This is a genomic window from Candidatus Ruthia magnifica str. Cm (Calyptogena magnifica) (genome assembly GCF_000015105.1).
Lineage (GTDB): Bacteria > Pseudomonadota > Gammaproteobacteria > PS1 > Pseudothioglobaceae > Ruthia > Ruthia magnifica.
In genome coordinates this window covers 191,927-210,942 of sequence record NC_008610.1, presented here as the reverse complement: position 1 = coordinate 210,942, position 19,016 = coordinate 191,927, and the positions used below count along the sequence as shown (strand labels likewise).

33 protein-coding genes are annotated in these 19,016 nt (G+C 34.7%); 2 read left to right on the top strand and 31 right to left on the bottom strand.

Features of this window, described 5'->3' with window-relative positions; all coding sequences use genetic code 11:
• Window positions 1–284 precede the first annotated feature (284 nt).
• Window positions 285–1,373, bottom strand: a complete 1,089-nt coding sequence (locus tag RMAG_RS01030) for a tRNA nucleotidyltransferase/poly(A) polymerase-related protein (RefSeq protein ID WP_011737611.1) — start codon at window positions 1,371–1,373, stop codon at window positions 285–287.
• A 40-nt stretch (window positions 1,374–1,413) separates the two neighbouring features.
• Here RMAG_RS01030 and msrB point away from each other — a divergent pair, with 40 nt between their 5' ends.
• Entirely contained in the window at window positions 1,414–1,782 is a 369-nt protein-coding gene (msrB, locus tag RMAG_RS01025; RefSeq protein WP_011737610.1) for a peptide-methionine (R)-S-oxide reductase MsrB, read from the top strand.
• Between the two features lie 1,321 nt (window positions 1,783–3,103).
• Window positions 3,104–3,250 (top strand): HFCD family protein, encoded by a 147-nt coding sequence (locus RMAG_RS05775; protein ID WP_162146610.1) that lies wholly within the window; start codon window positions 3,104–3,106, stop codon window positions 3,248–3,250.
• A 1,104-nt stretch (window positions 3,251–4,354) separates the two neighbouring features.
• Here RMAG_RS05775 and RMAG_RS05770 read toward each other — a convergent pair.
• The 30 genes from RMAG_RS05770 to rplC form a co-directional block, all read right to left on the bottom strand.
• Window positions 4,355–4,522, bottom strand: coding sequence for a response regulator transcription factor FixJ (locus RMAG_RS05770; RefSeq protein WP_157834472.1), 168 nt, complete (start codon window positions 4,520–4,522; stop codon window positions 4,355–4,357).
• 476 nt (window positions 4,523–4,998) lie between these two features.
• Complete coding sequence (locus RMAG_RS05975) at window positions 4,999–5,148, bottom strand: GatB/YqeY domain-containing protein (protein WP_235093611.1); 150 nt, start codon at window positions 5,146–5,148, stop codon at window positions 4,999–5,001.
• 324 nt (window positions 5,149–5,472) lie between these two features.
• Window positions 5,473–5,688, bottom strand: coding sequence for a 30S ribosomal protein S21 (rpsU, locus tag RMAG_RS01015; RefSeq protein WP_011737609.1), 216 nt, complete (start codon window positions 5,686–5,688; stop codon window positions 5,473–5,475).
• A 10-nt stretch (window positions 5,689–5,698) separates the two neighbouring features.
• Window positions 5,699–6,097, bottom strand: a complete 399-nt coding sequence (gene rplQ / locus RMAG_RS01010) for a 50S ribosomal protein L17 (protein ID WP_011737608.1) — start codon at window positions 6,095–6,097, stop codon at window positions 5,699–5,701.
• Between the two features lie 10 nt (window positions 6,098–6,107).
• Complete coding sequence (locus tag RMAG_RS01005; RefSeq protein WP_011737607.1) at window positions 6,108–7,088, bottom strand: DNA-directed RNA polymerase subunit alpha; 981 nt, start codon at window positions 7,086–7,088, stop codon at window positions 6,108–6,110.
• Window positions 7,089–7,100: 12 nt separating this feature from the next.
• Complete coding sequence (rpsD, locus tag RMAG_RS01000) at window positions 7,101–7,727, bottom strand: 30S ribosomal protein S4 (protein ID WP_011737606.1); 627 nt, start codon at window positions 7,725–7,727, stop codon at window positions 7,101–7,103.
• Between the two features lie 9 nt (window positions 7,728–7,736).
• Entirely contained in the window at window positions 7,737–8,120 is a 384-nt protein-coding gene (rpsK, locus tag RMAG_RS00995) for a 30S ribosomal protein S11 (protein ID WP_011737605.1), read from the bottom strand.
• A gap of 15 nt (window positions 8,121–8,135) precedes the next feature.
• Window positions 8,136–8,489, bottom strand: coding sequence for a 30S ribosomal protein S13 (rpsM, locus tag RMAG_RS00990; RefSeq protein WP_011737604.1), 354 nt, complete (start codon window positions 8,487–8,489; stop codon window positions 8,136–8,138).
• A 155-nt stretch (window positions 8,490–8,644) separates the two neighbouring features.
• A complete protein-coding gene (gene rpmJ, locus RMAG_RS00985; protein ID WP_010646235.1) occupies window positions 8,645–8,758 on the bottom strand; it encodes a 50S ribosomal protein L36 in 114 nt (37 codons plus the stop codon).
• 13 nt (window positions 8,759–8,771) lie between these two features.
• The gene (gene secY, locus RMAG_RS00980; protein WP_011737603.1) at window positions 8,772–10,070 is read right to left on the bottom strand and encodes a preprotein translocase subunit SecY; all 1,299 of its coding nucleotides are present in this window, start codon (window positions 10,068–10,070) and stop codon (window positions 8,772–8,774) included.
• 3 nt (window positions 10,071–10,073) lie between these two features.
• Complete coding sequence (gene rplO, locus RMAG_RS00975) at window positions 10,074–10,508, bottom strand: 50S ribosomal protein L15 (RefSeq protein ID WP_024792036.1); 435 nt, start codon at window positions 10,506–10,508, stop codon at window positions 10,074–10,076.
• Window positions 10,509–10,521: 13 nt separating this feature from the next.
• Window positions 10,522–10,842 carry a 50S ribosomal protein L30 gene (gene rpmD, locus RMAG_RS00970; RefSeq protein WP_011737601.1) on the bottom strand — a complete coding sequence of 107 codons (321 nt, stop codon included), beginning with the start codon at window positions 10,840–10,842 and terminating at the stop codon, window positions 10,522–10,524.
• Entirely contained in the window at window positions 10,842–11,360 is a 519-nt protein-coding gene (gene rpsE, locus RMAG_RS00965) for a 30S ribosomal protein S5 (protein WP_011737600.1), read from the bottom strand. The genes rpmD and rpsE overlap by 1 nt, the downstream gene beginning before the upstream one ends.
• A 43-nt stretch (window positions 11,361–11,403) precedes the next feature.
• Entirely contained in the window at window positions 11,404–11,751 is a 348-nt protein-coding gene (gene rplR / locus RMAG_RS00960) for a 50S ribosomal protein L18 (protein ID WP_011737599.1), read from the bottom strand.
• Between the two features lie 17 nt (window positions 11,752–11,768).
• Entirely contained in the window at window positions 11,769–12,314 is a 546-nt protein-coding gene (gene rplF / locus RMAG_RS00955) for a 50S ribosomal protein L6 (protein ID WP_011737598.1), read from the bottom strand.
• Window positions 12,315–12,329: 15 nt separating this feature from the next.
• A complete protein-coding gene (gene rpsH, locus RMAG_RS00950; protein ID WP_011737597.1) occupies window positions 12,330–12,725 on the bottom strand; it encodes a 30S ribosomal protein S8 in 396 nt (131 codons plus the stop codon).
• A gap of 11 nt (window positions 12,726–12,736) precedes the next feature.
• Window positions 12,737–13,042 carry a 30S ribosomal protein S14 gene (rpsN, locus tag RMAG_RS00945; protein ID WP_011737596.1) on the bottom strand — a complete coding sequence of 102 codons (306 nt, stop codon included), beginning with the start codon at window positions 13,040–13,042 and terminating at the stop codon, window positions 12,737–12,739.
• 5 nt (window positions 13,043–13,047) lie between these two features.
• Window positions 13,048–13,587, bottom strand: a complete 540-nt coding sequence (gene rplE / locus RMAG_RS00940; RefSeq protein WP_011737595.1) for a 50S ribosomal protein L5 — start codon at window positions 13,585–13,587, stop codon at window positions 13,048–13,050.
• 22 nt (window positions 13,588–13,609) lie between these two features.
• Window positions 13,610–13,921, bottom strand: coding sequence for a 50S ribosomal protein L24 (gene rplX, locus RMAG_RS00935; RefSeq protein ID WP_011737594.1), 312 nt, complete (start codon window positions 13,919–13,921; stop codon window positions 13,610–13,612).
• Window positions 13,921–14,289 (bottom strand): 50S ribosomal protein L14, encoded by a 369-nt coding sequence (rplN, locus tag RMAG_RS00930; protein ID WP_011737593.1) that lies wholly within the window; start codon window positions 14,287–14,289, stop codon window positions 13,921–13,923. Before rplN ends, rplX begins: the two co-directional genes overlap by 1 nt.
• A gap of 28 nt (window positions 14,290–14,317) precedes the next feature.
• A complete protein-coding gene (rpsQ, locus tag RMAG_RS00925; protein ID WP_011737592.1) occupies window positions 14,318–14,584 on the bottom strand; it encodes a 30S ribosomal protein S17 in 267 nt (88 codons plus the stop codon).
• Window positions 14,581–14,769, bottom strand: a complete 189-nt coding sequence (gene rpmC / locus RMAG_RS00920; RefSeq protein ID WP_011737591.1) for a 50S ribosomal protein L29 — start codon at window positions 14,767–14,769, stop codon at window positions 14,581–14,583. The genes rpsQ and rpmC overlap by 4 nt, the downstream gene beginning before the upstream one ends.
• On the bottom strand, window positions 14,769–15,179 hold the full coding sequence (gene rplP, locus RMAG_RS00915; protein ID WP_011737590.1) for a 50S ribosomal protein L16: 411 nt from the start codon (window positions 15,177–15,179) through the stop codon (window positions 14,769–14,771). The genes rpmC and rplP overlap by 1 nt, the downstream gene beginning before the upstream one ends.
• Before the next feature lie 12 nt (window positions 15,180–15,191).
• Window positions 15,192–15,890, bottom strand: a complete 699-nt coding sequence (gene rpsC, locus RMAG_RS00910; protein ID WP_011737589.1) for a 30S ribosomal protein S3 — start codon at window positions 15,888–15,890, stop codon at window positions 15,192–15,194.
• Between the two features lie 7 nt (window positions 15,891–15,897).
• Entirely contained in the window at window positions 15,898–16,230 is a 333-nt protein-coding gene (rplV, locus tag RMAG_RS00905) for a 50S ribosomal protein L22 (RefSeq protein WP_011737588.1), read from the bottom strand.
• A gap of 14 nt (window positions 16,231–16,244) precedes the next feature.
• Window positions 16,245–16,514 (bottom strand): 30S ribosomal protein S19, encoded by a 270-nt coding sequence (gene rpsS, locus RMAG_RS00900; RefSeq protein WP_011737587.1) that lies wholly within the window; start codon window positions 16,512–16,514, stop codon window positions 16,245–16,247.
• 2 nt (window positions 16,515–16,516) lie between these two features.
• Window positions 16,517–17,347 carry a 50S ribosomal protein L2 gene (gene rplB / locus RMAG_RS00895; protein WP_011737586.1) on the bottom strand — a complete coding sequence of 277 codons (831 nt, stop codon included), beginning with the start codon at window positions 17,345–17,347 and terminating at the stop codon, window positions 16,517–16,519.
• A 10-nt stretch (window positions 17,348–17,357) separates the two neighbouring features.
• Window positions 17,358–17,648 carry a 50S ribosomal protein L23 gene (gene rplW, locus RMAG_RS00890; protein WP_011737585.1) on the bottom strand — a complete coding sequence of 97 codons (291 nt, stop codon included), beginning with the start codon at window positions 17,646–17,648 and terminating at the stop codon, window positions 17,358–17,360.
• Window positions 17,645–18,259 (bottom strand): 50S ribosomal protein L4, encoded by a 615-nt coding sequence (gene rplD / locus RMAG_RS00885; RefSeq protein WP_011737584.1) that lies wholly within the window; start codon window positions 18,257–18,259, stop codon window positions 17,645–17,647. Before rplD ends, rplW begins: the two co-directional genes overlap by 4 nt.
• Before the next feature lie 19 nt (window positions 18,260–18,278).
• Window positions 18,279–18,995: a 50S ribosomal protein L3 gene (gene rplC / locus RMAG_RS00880; RefSeq protein WP_011737583.1), complete on the bottom strand. Its 717-nt coding sequence runs from the start codon at window positions 18,993–18,995 to the stop codon at window positions 18,279–18,281.
• Window positions 18,996–19,016 lie beyond the last annotated feature (21 nt).

The following is a 19,016-nucleotide window of genomic DNA, read 5'->3' as shown; positions in this document are numbered from 1 at the left end:
TCTTTCCTATCTTTAGTGCTTGCTCAGTACAAGTTTTATACTCATAATTTAAAATAGCTTAGTTCAATGGCAATTCATCAAAATAAATCGTTAATTAATGTCTTTCCACAAAAAACAAATTTAAGCGTTGTTATTTTCAACCACTCAAATAAGACTATGTTAAAAAACGTTATTCAAAATATTATAAAATTACTGAAGAAGCTATTTTAGTGAAAAGTAGCCGCTTACTTACAAACTTTAATCCAGCAATTTTGTAAGGAAAAAATTAAGTCGTTTGATTAGTATTATTTCTTTACTGTTTTAAAAAACAAGTCAATGATTAATCTTTTTTCTATTTGAATAGCTTTAGCAATGTCTGATTTATCCAGTTTAGATATATTAATATCTTTAAGTAAATCTCTTAAGTGTTCGATGGGTACAATATCAATCTCTAGTAATTTAAATGTAGAGAGTAAATCTTCGAATCTATCTTTGTGTCTAAGAATATCTGTTTTAGCGAAAAAATCAAATACTTCGTTACTTGAGTGATTGGTAAAATCCTGTGAAAATTGATAAAACTGACTGACAAGTTCGGATAATTGTTGATATTGTTTAGGACATTTAATTATGTTACATAAGGCTTTAATATTATGCCTATTCTCATCTTTAAGCCAAATGGAGAATTTAATATGCGCTTTGTCAGTATTAAGATTATCTAAAAACACAAATGAATTGCTGTGATTTTGGTGTACTTGGTTATCAAGGCTGGAGAAAACTTTTTGATAAGCACCACAAGCAGTTAATACTTTAAAAAAAGCCGATGGTGTTTCGTACGATAAAGCTTTGTTGAGTTCTTTAAACACGCGTTCAGGGGTAAGGGCATCTACCTCGCCTGAGGTAACCATTTGACTCATTAGTTGGTGGGTTTGGTGCGCTACTTTAAAGCCAAACTTTTTAAAGCGTGCTGCAAATCGAGCTATACGTAATATCCGCACTGGGTCTTCACTAAAAGCATTAGACACGTGGCGTAAAATACCATTGTTTAAGTCTTCTTGGCCATTAAATGGGTCAAATAGTTCGCCTGCTTTTTGTGCCATTGCATTAATTGTTAAGTCGCGACGAAATAAATCCTGCTCTAGCGTGACTTGGCTTGATATATCAAACTTAAAACCTTTATATCCAGTACCTATTTTACGCTCCAACCTTGCTAAAGCATATTCTTCTTGTGTACCTGGGTGTAAAAATACAGGGAAATTTTTACCCACTTGACGATAGCCAAGATCCAGCATTTGTTTAGAAGATGAACCAACGACCATCCAATCTTTTTCAGTGAACTCATCAGCAATACCTAATAATTGATCGCGCACTGCACCACCGACTAAATAAACCTTCATAATGATGAAAAAATAGACTAATTATCTATATAATACCCTAATGAATTTGGTTAAGAAGCTAACCCCAGAACAGTTTAGAGTCACACAACAAGCAGGCACTGAAGCGCCGTTTACTGGTAAGTATTACAACTATCAAGAACAAGGAAACTATCTTTGTGTTTGTTGTCATCAGATCTTATTTTCATTCAATACTAAATTTGATTCGAATATGGGCTGGCCTAGTTTTTCTAATGCTTCAAAATCTGATAGTGTTAAGTTAATTACTGATAACTCGCACGGCATGAGTCGTGTTGAAGCAAGGTGCTCTAATTGCGATGCCCATCTTGGACATGTTTTCTCAGATGGTCCTACCTCAAGTGGTAATCGTTATTGTATCAACTCTGCCTCACTTGATTTTAAGCCCTCATAATACACATTCATATTCTTTGTATTACTGATACATTTATAGGCTTGCTTACTTTAATTACCAAATAAATGAGGTATCAAGTCATTGGGACGGATTAAGGGTGACTCGTCAATGAGTATCCAACTTGATAAGCAAAACATTAGCTACACACACAAAATTATAAAGCTGAAGATTTATTTATTATTGGCAATATCCTGTTCTCGTGACAATGCTTATGTCTAAGACATGCTCACCCAGCAATATCCGTATATCCCAGAGTTGCAGTGGTTAAGTGAAAATATATTACATGATAAATAGATATTTGACATGTCAGTCATTCATGGAAAACTATCACAACCAGTATACTAACTTAGATACTTGAATTTTCAAGTTACCATCCTTAGTTTTTTCATTGTTGTGATTGCACAAAATTTTTGGATGTCGTCACGCTTAACTGATGCTAACTTTTTTGTGATCAAGGCTGATAAATACGATACAGATTTTTTGACTTACAAAGATATTCAAAAATAATTCCACCATTTGATTCTCACCATATCTAGCAATGACTTTGATTATTTATTCACAAAATAATACAAATATTAAGCGGTATTTAAACAAGGTATTTGGCCTGAAGAGTAAGTCTTGCCGACTTAAACACTAATAAATACAAAGCAGATACAAAATTTAATGCTGAGAATAACCAAATATCGTGATATTTATTAGACGAGCACAATTATTTGTTATGCATCACAATGAATGTTGGTGTAGCTTGTAAAGTATTTAGTAATTTTAAAGATGTAAATCATCGCTTAGAGATAAACACCAAACTAAGTCCATTACTTTTTTGTAATAATTAGAGAGGCGATGGGTGTTAGAGTCTTTGCTATTTTGGAGTTAAGGTTTAATACAATTCAACAAACTTTTATGTATGTACTAAAAAATATCAATCAGATCTTAATATTACAATCCAAGTTGCAATTAGAGACATCTTATTTAAAAACAAACACTCAGATTATTTATTTGACTCTGTTGATGAGGTTGTAAATCATCTTAATTTAGTCACTTTGTGGTGATGTTAAATAGTGGTTTTGATGATATTTTTAATAAAATGAATATCCAATTTATGAAACTTATTACCATTATATTAATATATCATATACTATAATCTTACTCAAATAATCTGTCAAAACCAAATCATTAATTTATGTCATTATTTATCGTGCTGCCAATACCATTATTACCATAAAAACTGATCTCAATTTAGGTGCCGATACCGATGCAATTGAAAAACCTCATGAAATATTTAAAAACAAAAAATAGTTAGATTAAGATTTTTCAAAAACCAATGGATCGTGTTACTAATGTGGTGATTAAAGAACAAAAAAACTTATTAATACCTAGAGAAATGCCTTATTCTATCATCCATTTAGAAAATATGTTTAAACTTTCACACCTTGATGTAGTAATTATAGATACTAACCCTACATTTTAGAAATAAGCACAATCTAACCCAGACATGGCAGGGTTAATTAACAATAAAATTAAAAAATAATCACAAAAAGTGCAGTACCAATTGCTGTGTGCATCAAAACTACTTCATGAACTTCAGCTACTAACACATACAATAAGGCTTAAACCAGCACCCAACAAACCCACTACAAACCCAGAAAATATTCTAAGTAATAATAGTTGAACTAATTCAACCAGGTGTTGACCATATTAATTAAAAAGTGATCTGCATTAACCATTTTTTGATGGTAATTTTTATTTTACGCGTCTCTACAGAGCTTAATACCAACCCAATATCATCCATACTATAAATCAAGCATGAGAATATCAATCTTTGTCAAATATTCAACTACTAAATCTAACACAAATTCTTTAAATAGATATAATTATTAATTAAACAATGTACGCTCATCGAACTACCTAAACTATATGCAACCAATGTATTTATCTCAAAACCTTATGCTTTTAAATAATTAAAGGCTCATATTGATCATCATCAACCCAATTTGCCAACACAGACACTTAAATAGAAAAGTATTAACCCTCTTTTTTTCAGTTAACATAACTCGCAATAGTTCAATAATTTGAACCTAGTCTTATACCTAAAACCATGGACTATAATCACTATTTTTTAATATCAGGCTCACTCGATGTAAAAATTGATAAAAATTCATAATTATTAACATTCAACCAAATCTCCGTCCATAAACACGTCTTAAATTTATGTTATTCAACGTGTTTCTTTTGCATAATTAGGTATCGATAGATAGTATCAATAATAACTTCATAAATCCTTCTCAATATCATAAAGCAAAAAAATGAGGCTTAAAAGAATAAGTAAAAGATGATAAATATGCATTATCACAATATTTTAATCAAATATGGCAAGAGTCATCTTTTTCATAATCACTAAAGCTCTCCTATACTTTTCAACGATTGATCGTAAAATATATAGTTTTTCAGTCATCTACTAATTAGTAATACCAAGTACAATAGGCAAATATTTGCTTTTCTTTATTGGTTAACAATTCATAACGAGTAATACATTAATATTCTTTTGAAATTCATTAATAGTACCAATCACTTTTTATAAAAGTTTTTCTTCCACCAATGACTTTTCAATAAAATAAAGCACACCTAATTTGATTGCATCAACTATAATGGCAATCGAGCTAATATTAGCAATAAATACAACTGGACTAAGAGATTCTATCTTGTTAAGCCTATTTAAAATAATAGGGCCATCCCTCCCCATATCAGATTGTAATATCTACATGAGTATAATCAAATTAGCTAATGTAGGCTTTCGCATGAAATTTTTTAGAAATAAGGAAAGAAGATACAAATTCTTGGTCTCTTTTATCTTAAACAAGCACAAAGATTGTTTTACAAATAACCAAACTAGTCAGTTTCACCCTACCTTAAAAATATTTAAAGAATATTGACAACATCATATTATTAATTCTATAAATGCCAACATTGAGAAAAGTGAAGGCTTGGTTAAATATGGGGATTAAGGCCATATTAATAACTCTAATGTTGAACAGTAATGAATTATAATGACGATATACATCTGTCAATAAAGGGCGCTCCTTATTTAAAATAATTTTATTATGTTCTCTAATACACCTACAAGGAATTATAAAGCGCAATAGTACAAATTATTACCAGTTTGTATCAATTAGATATTTCAACCATACAGAATTACAGAATATGTGGCGAGATTTTATTTTAAGAGAGTTTAGATCGAAACAAGCCAAGATTAACGCCCATATTAGTTTTGCCATCTAATTTACTTTTTAACAACTCCATGAGTTTGTCCATATCTTTCATAAAAAACACACCGCTATCAACAATCGCTTTATCAATAACAACACTCACTTCAACATATGATAATTGCTTCTAGCATATACATATAATTGTTAATAACAATCAACTCTGCTTCTTCAACGCCAACTAAATCAATATCACACGTTTCTTTAAATTGTGAAATTAAATCTTTTTACGCTGCTTAATCATTTCTACACAACACTAAGCAACTGCATATCATCCAGTTCAATGCATTCGTCAACTTCTCTTTATTTGATTGTTCATAAAATTATACGTACCACCGCTTTAGGGTAGCTTTGTCTTTGGTCTTCATAGCCAGTAGTTCTGCGAATTTTTAATTCAGACATAAGCGAAATACTTAGAATGTACGTCTATCTAGTACATGCGTTTACGATGAACACGATTTTTAGCCATTTCTTTGTGTGTTCTTTTAACAGCAGCAGCTTTCATGCGCTTATTAACCCAAGTTGGCTTTTCATAGAATTCTTTCTTTCTTACATCAGTGATAACACCAGCTCTGTCACAGGTACGACGAAAGCGTCTAAGTGCAATATCAAAAGGTTCGTTTTCTCTTACTTTAATTGAAGGCATGTATTTTCCTTTATGAAAAGTCGGTAGTTTCAGCAACTATATCTGTCGTGGTTTCAAAGTCAACCAATTGGACAATTGCCATTAATGCTTTATCTCCAGCACGAAAACCAGCCTTTAAAATACGAATGTAACCACCAGGACGATCTTTATAAAATGGTGCTAATTCAGTGAATAATTTGGCAACTATTGCGTCATCACGTAATTTTGAAAATATATTACGACGATTAGCAACACTGTCAATTTTGGCTTTAGTAATTAATGGCTCAACAACACGTCTAAGTTCTTTTGCTTTAGATAAAGTTGTTCGAATAGTTTCATGTAAAAACAATGAATTTGCCATATTTTTAAACATCGCTTTACGGTGGGATGAGTTGCGATTTAATTGTCTACCTGATTTTCTATGCCTCATATCTTACTCCTTATTCACTCATTAAATCAACTGGTGGCCAATTTTCAATACTGGTGGCTAAGTTAAGGCCTTTTTCAGTTAGCACTTCTTTAATTTCATTAAGTGATTTTCGACCTAAATTAGGCGTTCTTAGTAGATCTTGCTCAGATTTTTGAATCAAATCACCAATATAGTAAATTTGTTCTGCCTTTAGGCAGTTCGCACTACGTACAGTTAATTCTAACTCATCTACTGCTGCTAACAATTGTGGATCAAAATCTTCTGATGTTGGCAATGCTTCTTCTTCTTCTACCAACTCTAATTCAACGAATGAAGATAATTGTTCTTGTAAGATTATTGCTGCACGTTTAATAGCAACTTCTGCATTAACCGAGCCATTAGTCTCAATCGTAATATTTAACTTATCAAGATTAACCTTCTGCTTAACACGCGCTGCATCCACTGTAAAACTAACACGTCTAATGGGTGAAAAACTTGCATCTAACTGCATACCACCAATACTTGATGCTTCGTCAGTACGTGAAGTGGCAGTATCATAACCAATACCAGTACTAATCTTAAGTGTCATACGCATATGACTTTCATCATTAATTGTTGCTATCACCTTATCAGGATTAAATGCCGTAATATCAATACCATTAGCCTCAATATCAGCCACTGTAATTTCACACGGACCTTTTTTTTCAATAACAACTTGCGCAGTTTCAGCTGTATTTAACATAACTGACACCTCTTTAAGGTTAAGTAAAATATCTAATACATCTTCTTGAACGCCCTCAATTGTAGAAAACTCATGCATAACCCCATCAATAGCAACTTCAGTTACAGCAGAGCCTGTCATAGAAGATAACAGCGTTCTTCTTAGGGCGTTTCCCAAAGTATGACCAAACCCTCGCTCAAGAGGCTCAAGGATTACCTTGAATTCATTAACACCAGTTTGAGAAGACTCAACTAGCTTTGGTTTTAAAAAATTTCTTGCACTACCTTGCATAATTATAATTCCTTATTTAGAATACAGTTCAACGATTAAATGTTCTTGAATGTCTGATGATAACTCATCACGAGCAGGAACATTTTTAAACACACCCTTAAGTGCTTTGTGATCAATATCAAGCCACTGTGGTTGAGTTGATTGCTCAGCCAACTCAAGTGCTAATTGAATACGACTTTGCTTTTTAGCTTTTTCTCTAATTGAAATTTCATCATTAACACTCACTTGGTAAGAAGGAATATTAACAACCAAGCCATTCATCAAAATAGACTTATGTGAAACCAATTGTCTCGCCTCGGCACGTGTGGAGCCAAAACCCATACGATAAACAACATTATCCAAACGACACTCAAGCAGTGATAATAAATTTTCACCTGTAGAGCCTTTCTTTTGCGAAGCCTTTTTATAATATAGACGAAATTGCTTTTCTAAAATACCATAAATACGTCTTACTTTTTGTTTTTCACGTAATTGTAAGCCATACTCTGTGCCCTTTTGACGACGCGCATTAGCACCGTGCATACCAGGAAGTTGAGTCACATTACATTTAGAATCTAATGATCTAATGCCACTTTTAAGAAATAAGTCCGTGCCTTCGCGACGTGCTAATTTACAAGTAGGTCCAGTATATCTAGCCATAATTTATCCTTATACTCTACGTTTCTTAGAAGGACGACAACCATTGTGAGGAATTGGTGTCACATCTGTGATTGATTGAATTTTTAAACCCTGTGCATTAAGACCACGAATTGCTGAGTCCCTGCCAGGACCTGGACCCTTAACACGAACTTCTAAGTTTTTCATACCAAAAGCCAGTGCCTTCTCACCACAACTACCTGCAGTTACTTGTGCAGCAAATGGTGTAGACTTTCTTGAGCCTCTAAAACCAGAACCACCTGAGGCAGACCAACAAATTGCATTACCATGACGATCTGTAATCATCACAATGGTATTATTAAACGTTGCATGAATGTGCGCAATACCATCAATAATTACTTTTTTAGACTTCTTTCTTGTGGGTGTTTTAGCCATAATATCTACCTATGATTATTTAATTAAACGACGAGGGCCCTTACGAGTTCTTGCGTTTGTTTTTGTTCTTTGACCACGTAATGGCAGTGATTTTCTATGACGAACACCACGATAACAACCTAAATCTTTAAGACGTTTAATATCCATAGAAACTTGACGACGAAGATCACCTTCAACTTCATACTTAGCAACTTCTGCACGAATTAATTCCAACTGATCTTCAGCAATATCAACAACTTTGGTAGCTGGATCTAATTTAAGGATCTTGCAAGTCGCTTTTGCTCTGGTATCACCAATACCAAAAATTGACTGCAAGCCAATCACAATATGTTTATGTGTCGGGATGTTTATTCCTGCTATTCTAGCCATTTATCTTATACCTCTAACGTGTGTTTGTTTCGTAGACTTTATTTCCTTATATTCTTTTACTATCATTACGTATCGTAAGCTTTCATTTTAATAAAAAGCATACAATTTAAAAAACCCATGATTTTACACTTACAACTTTTCAATGTCAATCCTAATTAACCTTGTCTTTGCTTATGACGAGGTTCTTTACAAATAACACGAACTACACCATGACGTTTAATAATTTTACAATTGTTACAAATTTTCTTAACTGATGCTCTTACTTTCATAATAATGACCTTTTTAGTTTAAACCTGTCTTCTTCATTAATGACTCATACTGATTAGACATTAAGTGAGATTGAGCTTGTGCAATAAAATCCATCACCACCACAACAATGATTAACAAACTTGTGCCACCAAAGTAAAATGGTACATTCCAATATAAAATTAAAAACTCTGGCAACAAACAAACAGCAGTAATATAAATCGCACCAGATGCCGTTAACCTAGACATAACTAAATCAATGTAATCTGCCGAGTGTTTGCCTGGTCGAATACCTGGAATAAAACCACCTGACTTGCGTAAATTATCAGCCGTGTCTTTTGAATCAAATGTTAATGCTGTATAGAAGAAGGTAAAAAATACAATGGCCAACCCATAAAATAACACATATAAGGGTTGTCCTGGAGAAATACTAGCAGTTAGATCTGCCAACCAATCCATGCCTTCACTTTGCGAAAACCAACCTCCCAAAGTTGCTGGAAATAAAATAATTGATGAGGCAAAAATTGGTGGAATAACACCTGCCATATTAATTTTTAACGGCAAATATGAACTTTGCCCACTAACCATTTTACGACCTTGTTGACGCTTGGCATAATTAACCGTAATACGGCGTTGTCCTCGCTCCATAAAGACCACAAAGGCTGTAACCAGTAATGTCATGATCAATAGAATTACCACCAAAATAATAGTTAACTCGCCTGTGGCTACTAATGATAAAGTTGAGCCTAATGCCGAAGGCAAACCTGAAACAATACCAGCAAAAATAATCATTGAAATACCATTACCAATGCCTTTTTCTGTGATTTGTTCACCCAGCCACATTAAAAATAAAGTACCCGTAGTTAATGTCACTACAGTCACCATATTAAAAGTAAAGTCACCTTGAGTAACCAAAGCAATACCACCAGAACTTTGTGATTGCAAAGCAATAGAGATACCATAAGATTGAAATATTGCTAATACCACTGTACCTATGCGTGTGTATTGTGTAATTTTACGTTTACCTGTTTCGCCCTCTTTCTTCAGTTGCTCTAACTTTGGCACAATAGAAGTCATCAACTGAATAATAATTGACGCTGAAATATAAGGCATAATGCCTAAAGTAAAAATAGACAATCTTTCTAGCGCGCCACCTGAAAACATATTAAACATATCCAAAATCGTACCTTGCTGATCTTGTACAAGTGAAGCAAGTGCTGCACTAGAGATAAATGGAATGGTAATATGTGTGCCTAACCTAAAAACAATTAACGCACCCAGTAAAAAAAGGATACGCTTTGATAAATCTTGAGAGAGACCTAAGGATTGCTTCATAACCTACTCGTTCACTAAGCCTTTAACGGCTTCAATCGCCAACTTTGCGCCTTTAGTTGTTTTGATGCCAGTCAATGTAACTGTTTTGATAATTTCACCAGAAAGTATGACTTTAACACGTTTAATATTTTTAGTGATTAAATTGTGTGCTTTTAAAGCATCAATAGTAATGTCAGTCTCAGTCAGCCTATCAATTTCAGATAATGTTACTTGTGACGTAACAATGGATACTCTTGATGAGAATCCAACCTTTGGAAGACGACGTTGCAAAGGCATTTGACCACCTTCAAAACCAACCTTTCTAAAACCACCAGAGCGTGCTTTTTGACCTTTATGACCACGACCACAAGTTTTACCAAAGCCACTGCCAATACCACGACCCACACGTTTTCTTGATTGTTTCTCGCCTTGAATGGGCGACAAAGTATTTAATTGCATAACGTTCATTTTCTTAATCCTCTACTTTTAGTAAGTAAGCCACTTTATTAATCATACCTCTAATTTCAGGCGTATCTTTAAGCTCTTTTATATGGTTAATGCGCTTTAAACCAAGTCCTACAATGGTTGCACGATGAGATGGTAAGCGACCATGAAAACTTTTAACTAGGGTAATATTAACTGTGTTGCGTTTACTAGATGTTTGTGTCTTTTTAATTACTGTTGCATTCTTAACTACTACTTCTTTTTTAAATGCTGCCTTAACTGGTGCTTTTTTGATAGTCGGTTTTTTAGTTACTATTACTTTCTTAACTATTTTATTTTCTTCAACCATTATCCTTTCCTAGTAATTTGATCAACAGTCTTGCCACGCTTAGCAGCAACTAATTGTGGAGATGACATAGAAGTCAACCCTTCAACCGTTGCACGCACCACACTAATTGGATTACGAGTACCGTTACATTTTGCCAAAATATTATGTACACCCACTGCCTCCAATACACTACGCATTGGACCGCCAGCAATAACACCCGTACCTTCTGAGGCTGGCTGCATATAAACTTTAGCCGCACCAACGCTTGAGACAATTGGATAATGAAGCGTACCGTTTACCAGTGAAACAGACTTCATTCTTTTGCGCGCTTTATCCATTGCTTTTTGAATAGCGACAGGCACTTCACGCGCTTTTCCTGTGCCATAGCCAACTTTACCGTTACCATCACCAACAACAACAAGCGCTGAAAAACCAAAGATACGGCCACCTTTTACTACTTTTACAACACGACGAATATTAACCAATTTTTCAATATAATCCTTATCATCGTTGTTGTTATTTTTCTTATATTCAGCCATTATTTACGCCTTTTAAATTTTTTTAATTAATCTTATTGATAACTTAGAAGTCTAAACCACCTTCTCTCGCCGCGTCAGCCAACGCTTTAACACGACCATGATATTTAAATCCAGAACGGTCAAAAGCTACCTTTATTACTTTTACACTAGTGGCAGCTTTAGCAATTTCTTTGCCAACTTTAGTTGCTGCATCTACATTACCACCATTTTTAAGTTTAGCTGTCAATGTTGAAGCTGAGGCCAAAACTTTAGTACCACAAGGACTAATAATCTGAGCATAAATATGCTGTGCAGTTTTGTGAACACACAAGCGCTTAGTACTTCCTTGTGCGTGTTTAGCTCTAAATTTGGTCGCTCTTCTTAAACGAGCTTGTTTTTTAGAAAGTTTCATATTAATACCTTGGTCAATTATTTCTTTTTAGCTTCTTTACGAACAACCTGCTCATCAATGTAGCAAACGCCCTTACCTTTATAGGGCTCTGGCGGATGATAAGCTCTAATTTCAGCAGCTACTTGACCTACTTTTTGCTTATCCATACCTTTGATAATAATTTCAGTTTGAGAGGGTGCTTCAACGGTAATACCTTCTGGAAGTTTGTAATTAATTGGGTGTGAAAAGCCCAACGTAAGATTCAGCACCCTCTCCATCACTTTGGCGCGATAACCAACACCAATTAGGGTTAACTTCTTTTCCCAACCTTCTGTTACGCCTTGAATAAGATTTGCAGTATTAGCCCTTGCTGTGCCAGCTTGAGCCCAAGCTTTCTTTTGCTCTTTCTTTTCAGTAATAGTTATATCAAAGCTAAGTTTATTATTAGTATTTGTAATTACAATACAAGGATGAATACTCATATTCAACTGACCAAACCTACCCTTGACAGACATTAAATTACTAGTAATAGTAACTTCAACACCAGTTGGTATGGTAATAGGTGATTTTGCAACTCTAGACATTCTAACTCTCCAATATTAATAAACGCTGCATAAAACTTCGCCACCTATATTTTGCTCATATGCTGTTTGTCCAGTCATCACACCTTTAGGCGTAGAAACAATAACAATACCTAAGCCATTCATAACACTTGGCATTTGTGAACTGCTCACATAAACTCTTAAACTTGGCTTTGATATACGCTTTAATTTTTCAATGACTGACTTATTGTCATAATATTTTAATTTGATGTTTAATGTTTTACTAGCAGCAATGCCATCAACACTAAAAGATTTAATATAGCCTTCTTCTTGCATCACACTTGCAATGGCAGATTTTAAATTTGACGCTGGAACGTTAACTTCTTTCTTCTCAACCATTTGTGCGTTGCGAATGCGCGTTAACATATCAGCAATAGGATCGGACATACTCATATTATTTCCCCTTACCAGCTTGCTTTAGATAGACCTGGAGCTTCACCATTCATAGTACGCTCTCTAAGTTTAGTTCTAGCAAGGCCAAACTTACGGTAAAAACCATGTGGACGACCTGTCAAAGCGCAACGATTACGCTGACGTGTTGGTGAAGCATCACGTGGCAGAGCCTGTAACTTAATGGTTGCTTGAAAACGTTCTTCATCAGATACGTTAATACTCTTAATAATTTTTTTAAGCTCAAGACGTTTTACTTTGTATTTTTCAACCAGTTTTGTACGCTTGATGTCTCTATTTATCATAGACTTTTTAGCCATTTTTCTTATCCTTTAAATGGGAATTTAAACATTACCAATAATTTCTTAGCCTCTTCATCACTTTTTGCAGTGGTGGTAATAGCAATATCCATCCCAAGTATTCTTGTTACTTTTTCAAAATCAATTTCAGCAAACGTAATTTGTTCAGTAATACCCATGTTATAATTGCCGCGACCGTCAAATGCAGTGGCCTTAAAACCACGAAAATCTCGAATACGAGGAATGGCAATATTAATCAACCGATCAAGAAATTCATACATTCTTTCTTTACGTAAAGTGACCTTACAACCAATTGGATTTCCTTCTCTTAGCTTAAAACTTGCCACCGATTTACGTGCATTACAAATTAATGGCTTTTGACCAGAAATAAGGCTCATTTCTTTCAATGCACTTTGCAGTACTTTTTTATCACCCAATGCACTACCCAATCCCATATTGATTGTAATTTTTTCAATTTTAGGCACTTGCATAGGATTAGACATATCTAGTTCTTTTTGCAAAGCTGGTAAAATTTCATTTTTGTATTGTTCTTGTAATCTAGACACGCTTATATTTCCTTATACTTAATCAAACGATTACTTCATTATTTGATTTAAAAAATCTTTCCTTAATGCCGTCTTTATTAGTTCGGATGCCCACTCTATCAGCTTTTTTAGTTGCTGAATTATAAATAGCAACATTAGAAACCGCTAGAGGAACTTCTATCTCTGTAATACCACCCGTAACACCTGCATTTGGGTTAGATCTTACATGTTTTTTTGCAAGATTTAAGCCCTCAACTAACACCTTAGAATCTAACACCTTGATTACTGCACCTGTAGAGTCTTTATTTTTGCCAGTAATAATAATAACTTCATCGTTTAATTTAATCTTTTTCATCATAAAACCTCTGGTGCAAGTGAGACAATTTTCATAAATTGTGCACTGCGTAATTCACGAGTCACTGGACCAAAAATACGAGTACCGATTGGCTCAAGTTTTGTATTTAGAAGTACAATTGCATTATTATCGAAACGAATACAAGACCCATCACTACGGCGAACACCATGAGCAGTACGTACAACAACTGCATCATACACATCGCCTTTTTTAACTTTACCACGCGATGCGGCTTCTTTAATACTGACCTTAATGACATCACCGATATTAGCATAACGACGCTTAGAACCGCCCAGTACTTTAATACACATCGCTTTAACACCACCACTATTATCTGCGACCTTAAGTTTTGTTTGCATTTGAATCATGATCTACTCTCTTTAAATAAATTTAATATTAATCAACAAAAACTGATTTTTCAACCACTTCCAGTAATGCCCAATGTTTAGTTTTTGAAAATGGTTTTGCTTCAACCACTCGAACTAAATCGCCAAGTGCACATTTATTTTTTTCATCATGCGCATGAACTTTGGTGCTGCGTTTAATGTATTTTTTGTAAATAGGATGTCTTACTTTGCGTTCAATTAAAACAGCAATGGTCTTGTTACGATTGTTACTCACAACCGTGCCTGTTAATACACGTTCTACTTTTTTTTCACTCATACTTGTTTCTGCCTAATAATGGTTTTAACTTGTGCAATAGATCTTTTAGTTTTTCCCAACTTTGAAGCATCATCCAATTGTGCACTTTTATGTTGCATACGCAACTCAAAATGCTTCTTTAGAAGTTTAATCAAGGTTTCATTAAGTGTTGAAACGTCTTGATTTCTTAACTCTTTAACATTCATTACATTACCGTCCGTTTAATTATTGTTGTTTTGACTGGCAACTTTGCTGCCGCTAACGCAAACGCCTCTCTAATAATTATTTCATCAACACCTTGCATTTCAAATAACATCTGACCAGGTTTGATTTGTGCAACCCAATATTCAACACTACCTTTACCTTTACCCATTCTAACTTCTAATGGTTTTTTAGTAATAGGCTTGTCTGGAAATACACGAATCCAAATTTTTCCTTGACGCTTAACATGGCGCGTCATTGCACGACGTGCAGATTCAATTTGTCTAGCAGTCATGCGACATCTGCTCACAGCCTGAAGTCCGATTTCACCAAAACTAACCTTATAACCCGTTGCAAGACCACGATTACGGCCTTTCATCATTTTCCTAAATTTTGTTCTCTTAGGTTGTAACATTTATCAAATCCTTCACTTTATTTTTTGGGCAATCTGATTCGTTGCACCACGACGAGCAACCTCATCTAGTGTACCTTTTTTGTGATTTAAAATCTCACCTTTAAAAATCCAAACCTTAATACCAATAACACCGTACTGTGTGTTTGCACCATAAGAAGAGTAATCAACATCAGCCCTAAAAGTATGTAATGGAACTCGGCCTTCACGATACCACTCAGAACGTGCAATTTCTGCACCATTTAAACGTCCATTGACCATTACTTTAATACCTTTAGCACCTAAACGAGTTGTATTGCCTAACACACGCTTAACAGCACGACGATACATCACACGTTTTTCTAATTGTTGAGCAATATTTTCAGCTACCAAACGCGCATCAAGTTCAGGTTTTTTAATTTCTTCAATGTTAATATGAACAGGGATGCCCATCATTTTTGAAACAATTGATTTTAACTGTTCAATATCAGCACCTTTCTTACCAATAATAATACCTGGACGTGCCGTGTGAATAGTAATCTTAGCATTATTTGCCAAGCGTTCAATCTGAATACGACTAACAGAAGCGTTCGTTAATTTATCGAATAGATAATCTCTAACCTTAATATCAGATAATAAATACTTAGAATAATCTTGACTATTGGCATACCATTTAGAATCCCAATCTTTGACAATACCTAATCTAATACCTTTTGGATTTACTTTTTGACCCATATTAAACCTACTTGCTTACGCCAACTGTAATATGACTTGTTCTTTTTAAAATTCTATTCGCTTTACCTTTTGCTCTTGGACGAATTCTTTTCATGGTTGAACCTTCGTCAATACAAATACTGGCAACGAATAATTCATCAATATCTAGTCCATCGTTGTGCTCAGCATTAGAAATAGCTGAGTTCAACACTTTTTTAATTAAAACTGCTGCCTTTTTATTACTAAATGATAAAATATTTAAGGCTTCGTCTACCGATTTAAGACGAATCTGATTCGCCACCAACCTTACCTTAAAAGCGGATGTTTTTGCATATTTATGTATTGCTTTAACTTCTTTCATTGTCATCTACCTATTTAAACTTTGCGATCACCAGAGTGGCCTTTGAAAGTTCTAGTAATAGCAAATTCACCCAATTTATGACCAATCATATTTTCATTGATAGACACAGGAACATGCACTCTACCATTATGAACTGCAATCGTAAGACCAATCATTTCAGGTACAACAACACTACGACGCGACCATGTTTTAATTGGTTTTCTATCATTTTTTTCTTGAGCTACTAATACTTTTTTGATTAAGTGCTCGTCTATAAATGGTCCTTTTCTTAATGATCTAGCCATAATTAACCCTTATTCCTATGACGCAAAATGAGCTTATCTGTGCGTTTATTACTACGTGTTTTATAACCCTTGGTTGGTGTACCCCAAGGAGAAACTGGGTGTCTGCCACCACTGGTTTTACCTTCACCACCACCATGTGGATGGTCAACTGGGTTCATAACAACACCACGAACAGTTGGACGAACACCTCGCCAACGAGTGGCACCTGCTTTACCTAATTTTTTTAAACTATGTTCAGATCTAGAAACTTCACCAATCGTTGCACGACAATCTGCTAAAACCTTGCGCACCTCACCAGAGCGAAGTCTTAAAGTAACATAGTTGCCTTCTTTAGCAATCAATTGTGCAAAGGCACCAGCACTACGAGCAATTTGCGCGCCTTTCATAGGTTTTAATTCAATACAATGAACTACACCACCCAATGGAATATTGCTTAATGGCATTACATTGCCTGCTTGAATAGCAACAGAATTACCTGACACAATAGTATAACCAACACTCAGCCCATGAGGTGCAATAATATAACGACGCTCACCATCAGTATATAAAACTAAGGCAATATTAGCGCTACGGTTTGGATCATATTCTAAACGTTCAACACGTGCAGTAATATCGTCTTTATTTCGCTTAAAGTCAATAATACGATAACGACGCTTATGTCCACCACCCTTATGACGTGTGGTAATACGACCTACGTTATTACGACCGCTAATTCTATTTTTGCTTTGTGTTAATGGCGCATAAGACGCGCCCTTATGTAACTCTTTATCTACAATACTAACAACAAACCTTCTGCCTGGTGAGGTTGGTTTTCTTTTAATTACTTGCGCCATAATAATCTCTTTAAGTTCTGCTCACATCAATCATTTGGCCTTCAGACACTTTTACCATTGCCTTCTTCCAATTTGGACGTGATCCAATCCTGCCTTTAAATATTTTTTTCTTACCTTTAACAATTGAGGTTGTCACATTCTCAACATTAACGCTAAACAACATTTCAACTGCAGCTTTAATTTCTCTTTTAGAACAATCAACACGAACTTTAAATGCATATTGATTATGTGCTGATAGCATGGTCGTTTTTTCAGAAACGATTGGTGCCAATAAGATTTTTAATATTTTTTCTTGATTCATAACATTGCCTCAATTTTCTTCAATGCTATTTCAGTTACCACAACATTATCATAACCAATCAAGCTAACTGGATCAATACTTTGTATATCACAAACACCAACATGATATAAATTACGAGAAGATAAATATAAATTCTCATCTAGCTCATCAGTCATTAGTAAAACATCTTTAACATTAAGTGCCTTGAGTAATGCGGTGATATTTTTAGTTTTAATCTCTTTAATGTTAAATTCTGACACCACTTTTAAACGTTCAGAGCGAGCAAGTTCAGAAAAAATAACACTAATTGCACCCTTATACATTTTTTTATTAACCTTTTGCGCATAACCTCTTGGTGCAGCTGAAAATGTCACGCCACCTGAACGCCAAATAGGGCCACGAGTAGTACCAGCACGAGCACGACCTGTACCTTTTTGCGCCCAAGGTCTCTTACTACCGCCACTAACAGTAGAACGATTTTTTTGTGCTTTGGAACCTTGACGACCGCCAGACATGTAAGCCGTAGTCACTTGGTGAACCAGTGCTTGATTAAAACCTCTTGCAAAAACAGTATCAGCCACCTCAATGGTACTTGACTTATTTGTACTTATATTTAATACTTTAAATTTCATCTTAAGCCCTTACGCTTGTTCAGTTTAAAACAACTTCATTAGTTGCCTGATTTTGAATATTTTTACTAACTTCTTGATTAATTTTATTTTTCTTAGATGATAAAGAAATTTTAACAAAGCCTTTAGTTGCACCAGGAATTGAACCTTTAACAAAAATGATATTTCTTTCACTGTCCACTTTAACAATCTTTAAGCACTCTTGAGTTACTTGCTCATTACCCATATGACCAGCCATTTTCTTACCTTTAAATACACGGCCCGGTTCTTGACATTGTCCTGTAGAACCAATAGCACGGTGAGAAATTGAGTTGCCATGAGTGGCATCTTGCATTTGGAAATTATGGCGTTTTACACCACCTTGAAACCCTTTTCCTTTAGATCTACCAACAACATTAACATAGTGACCAGCGCTAAATAATGAAATATCAACACTTGTTGCATCGGTTATTTCATCAGCCTCTACTCTAAATTCCCAAAGTCCCAAACCAATTTCTTGAGAGGTTTTAGCGTAATGACCTTTAATTGCAGCAGGTACGCGATGCACTTTAGCTTCGCCTTTTTTATTTACTTTCACTCCTGTTGTTACTTGGATAGCACTATAGCCATTTGTATCAACCGTTTTTGTTTGAACAATACGATTAAGTTCAATTTTAATTACACTCACTGGCGTGATAGAACCGTCATCGCTTATCAAGCGCGTCATTCCTATTTTTTGTCCTACTAAACCCATTGCCATGATCTTATTCCTAAATTATTT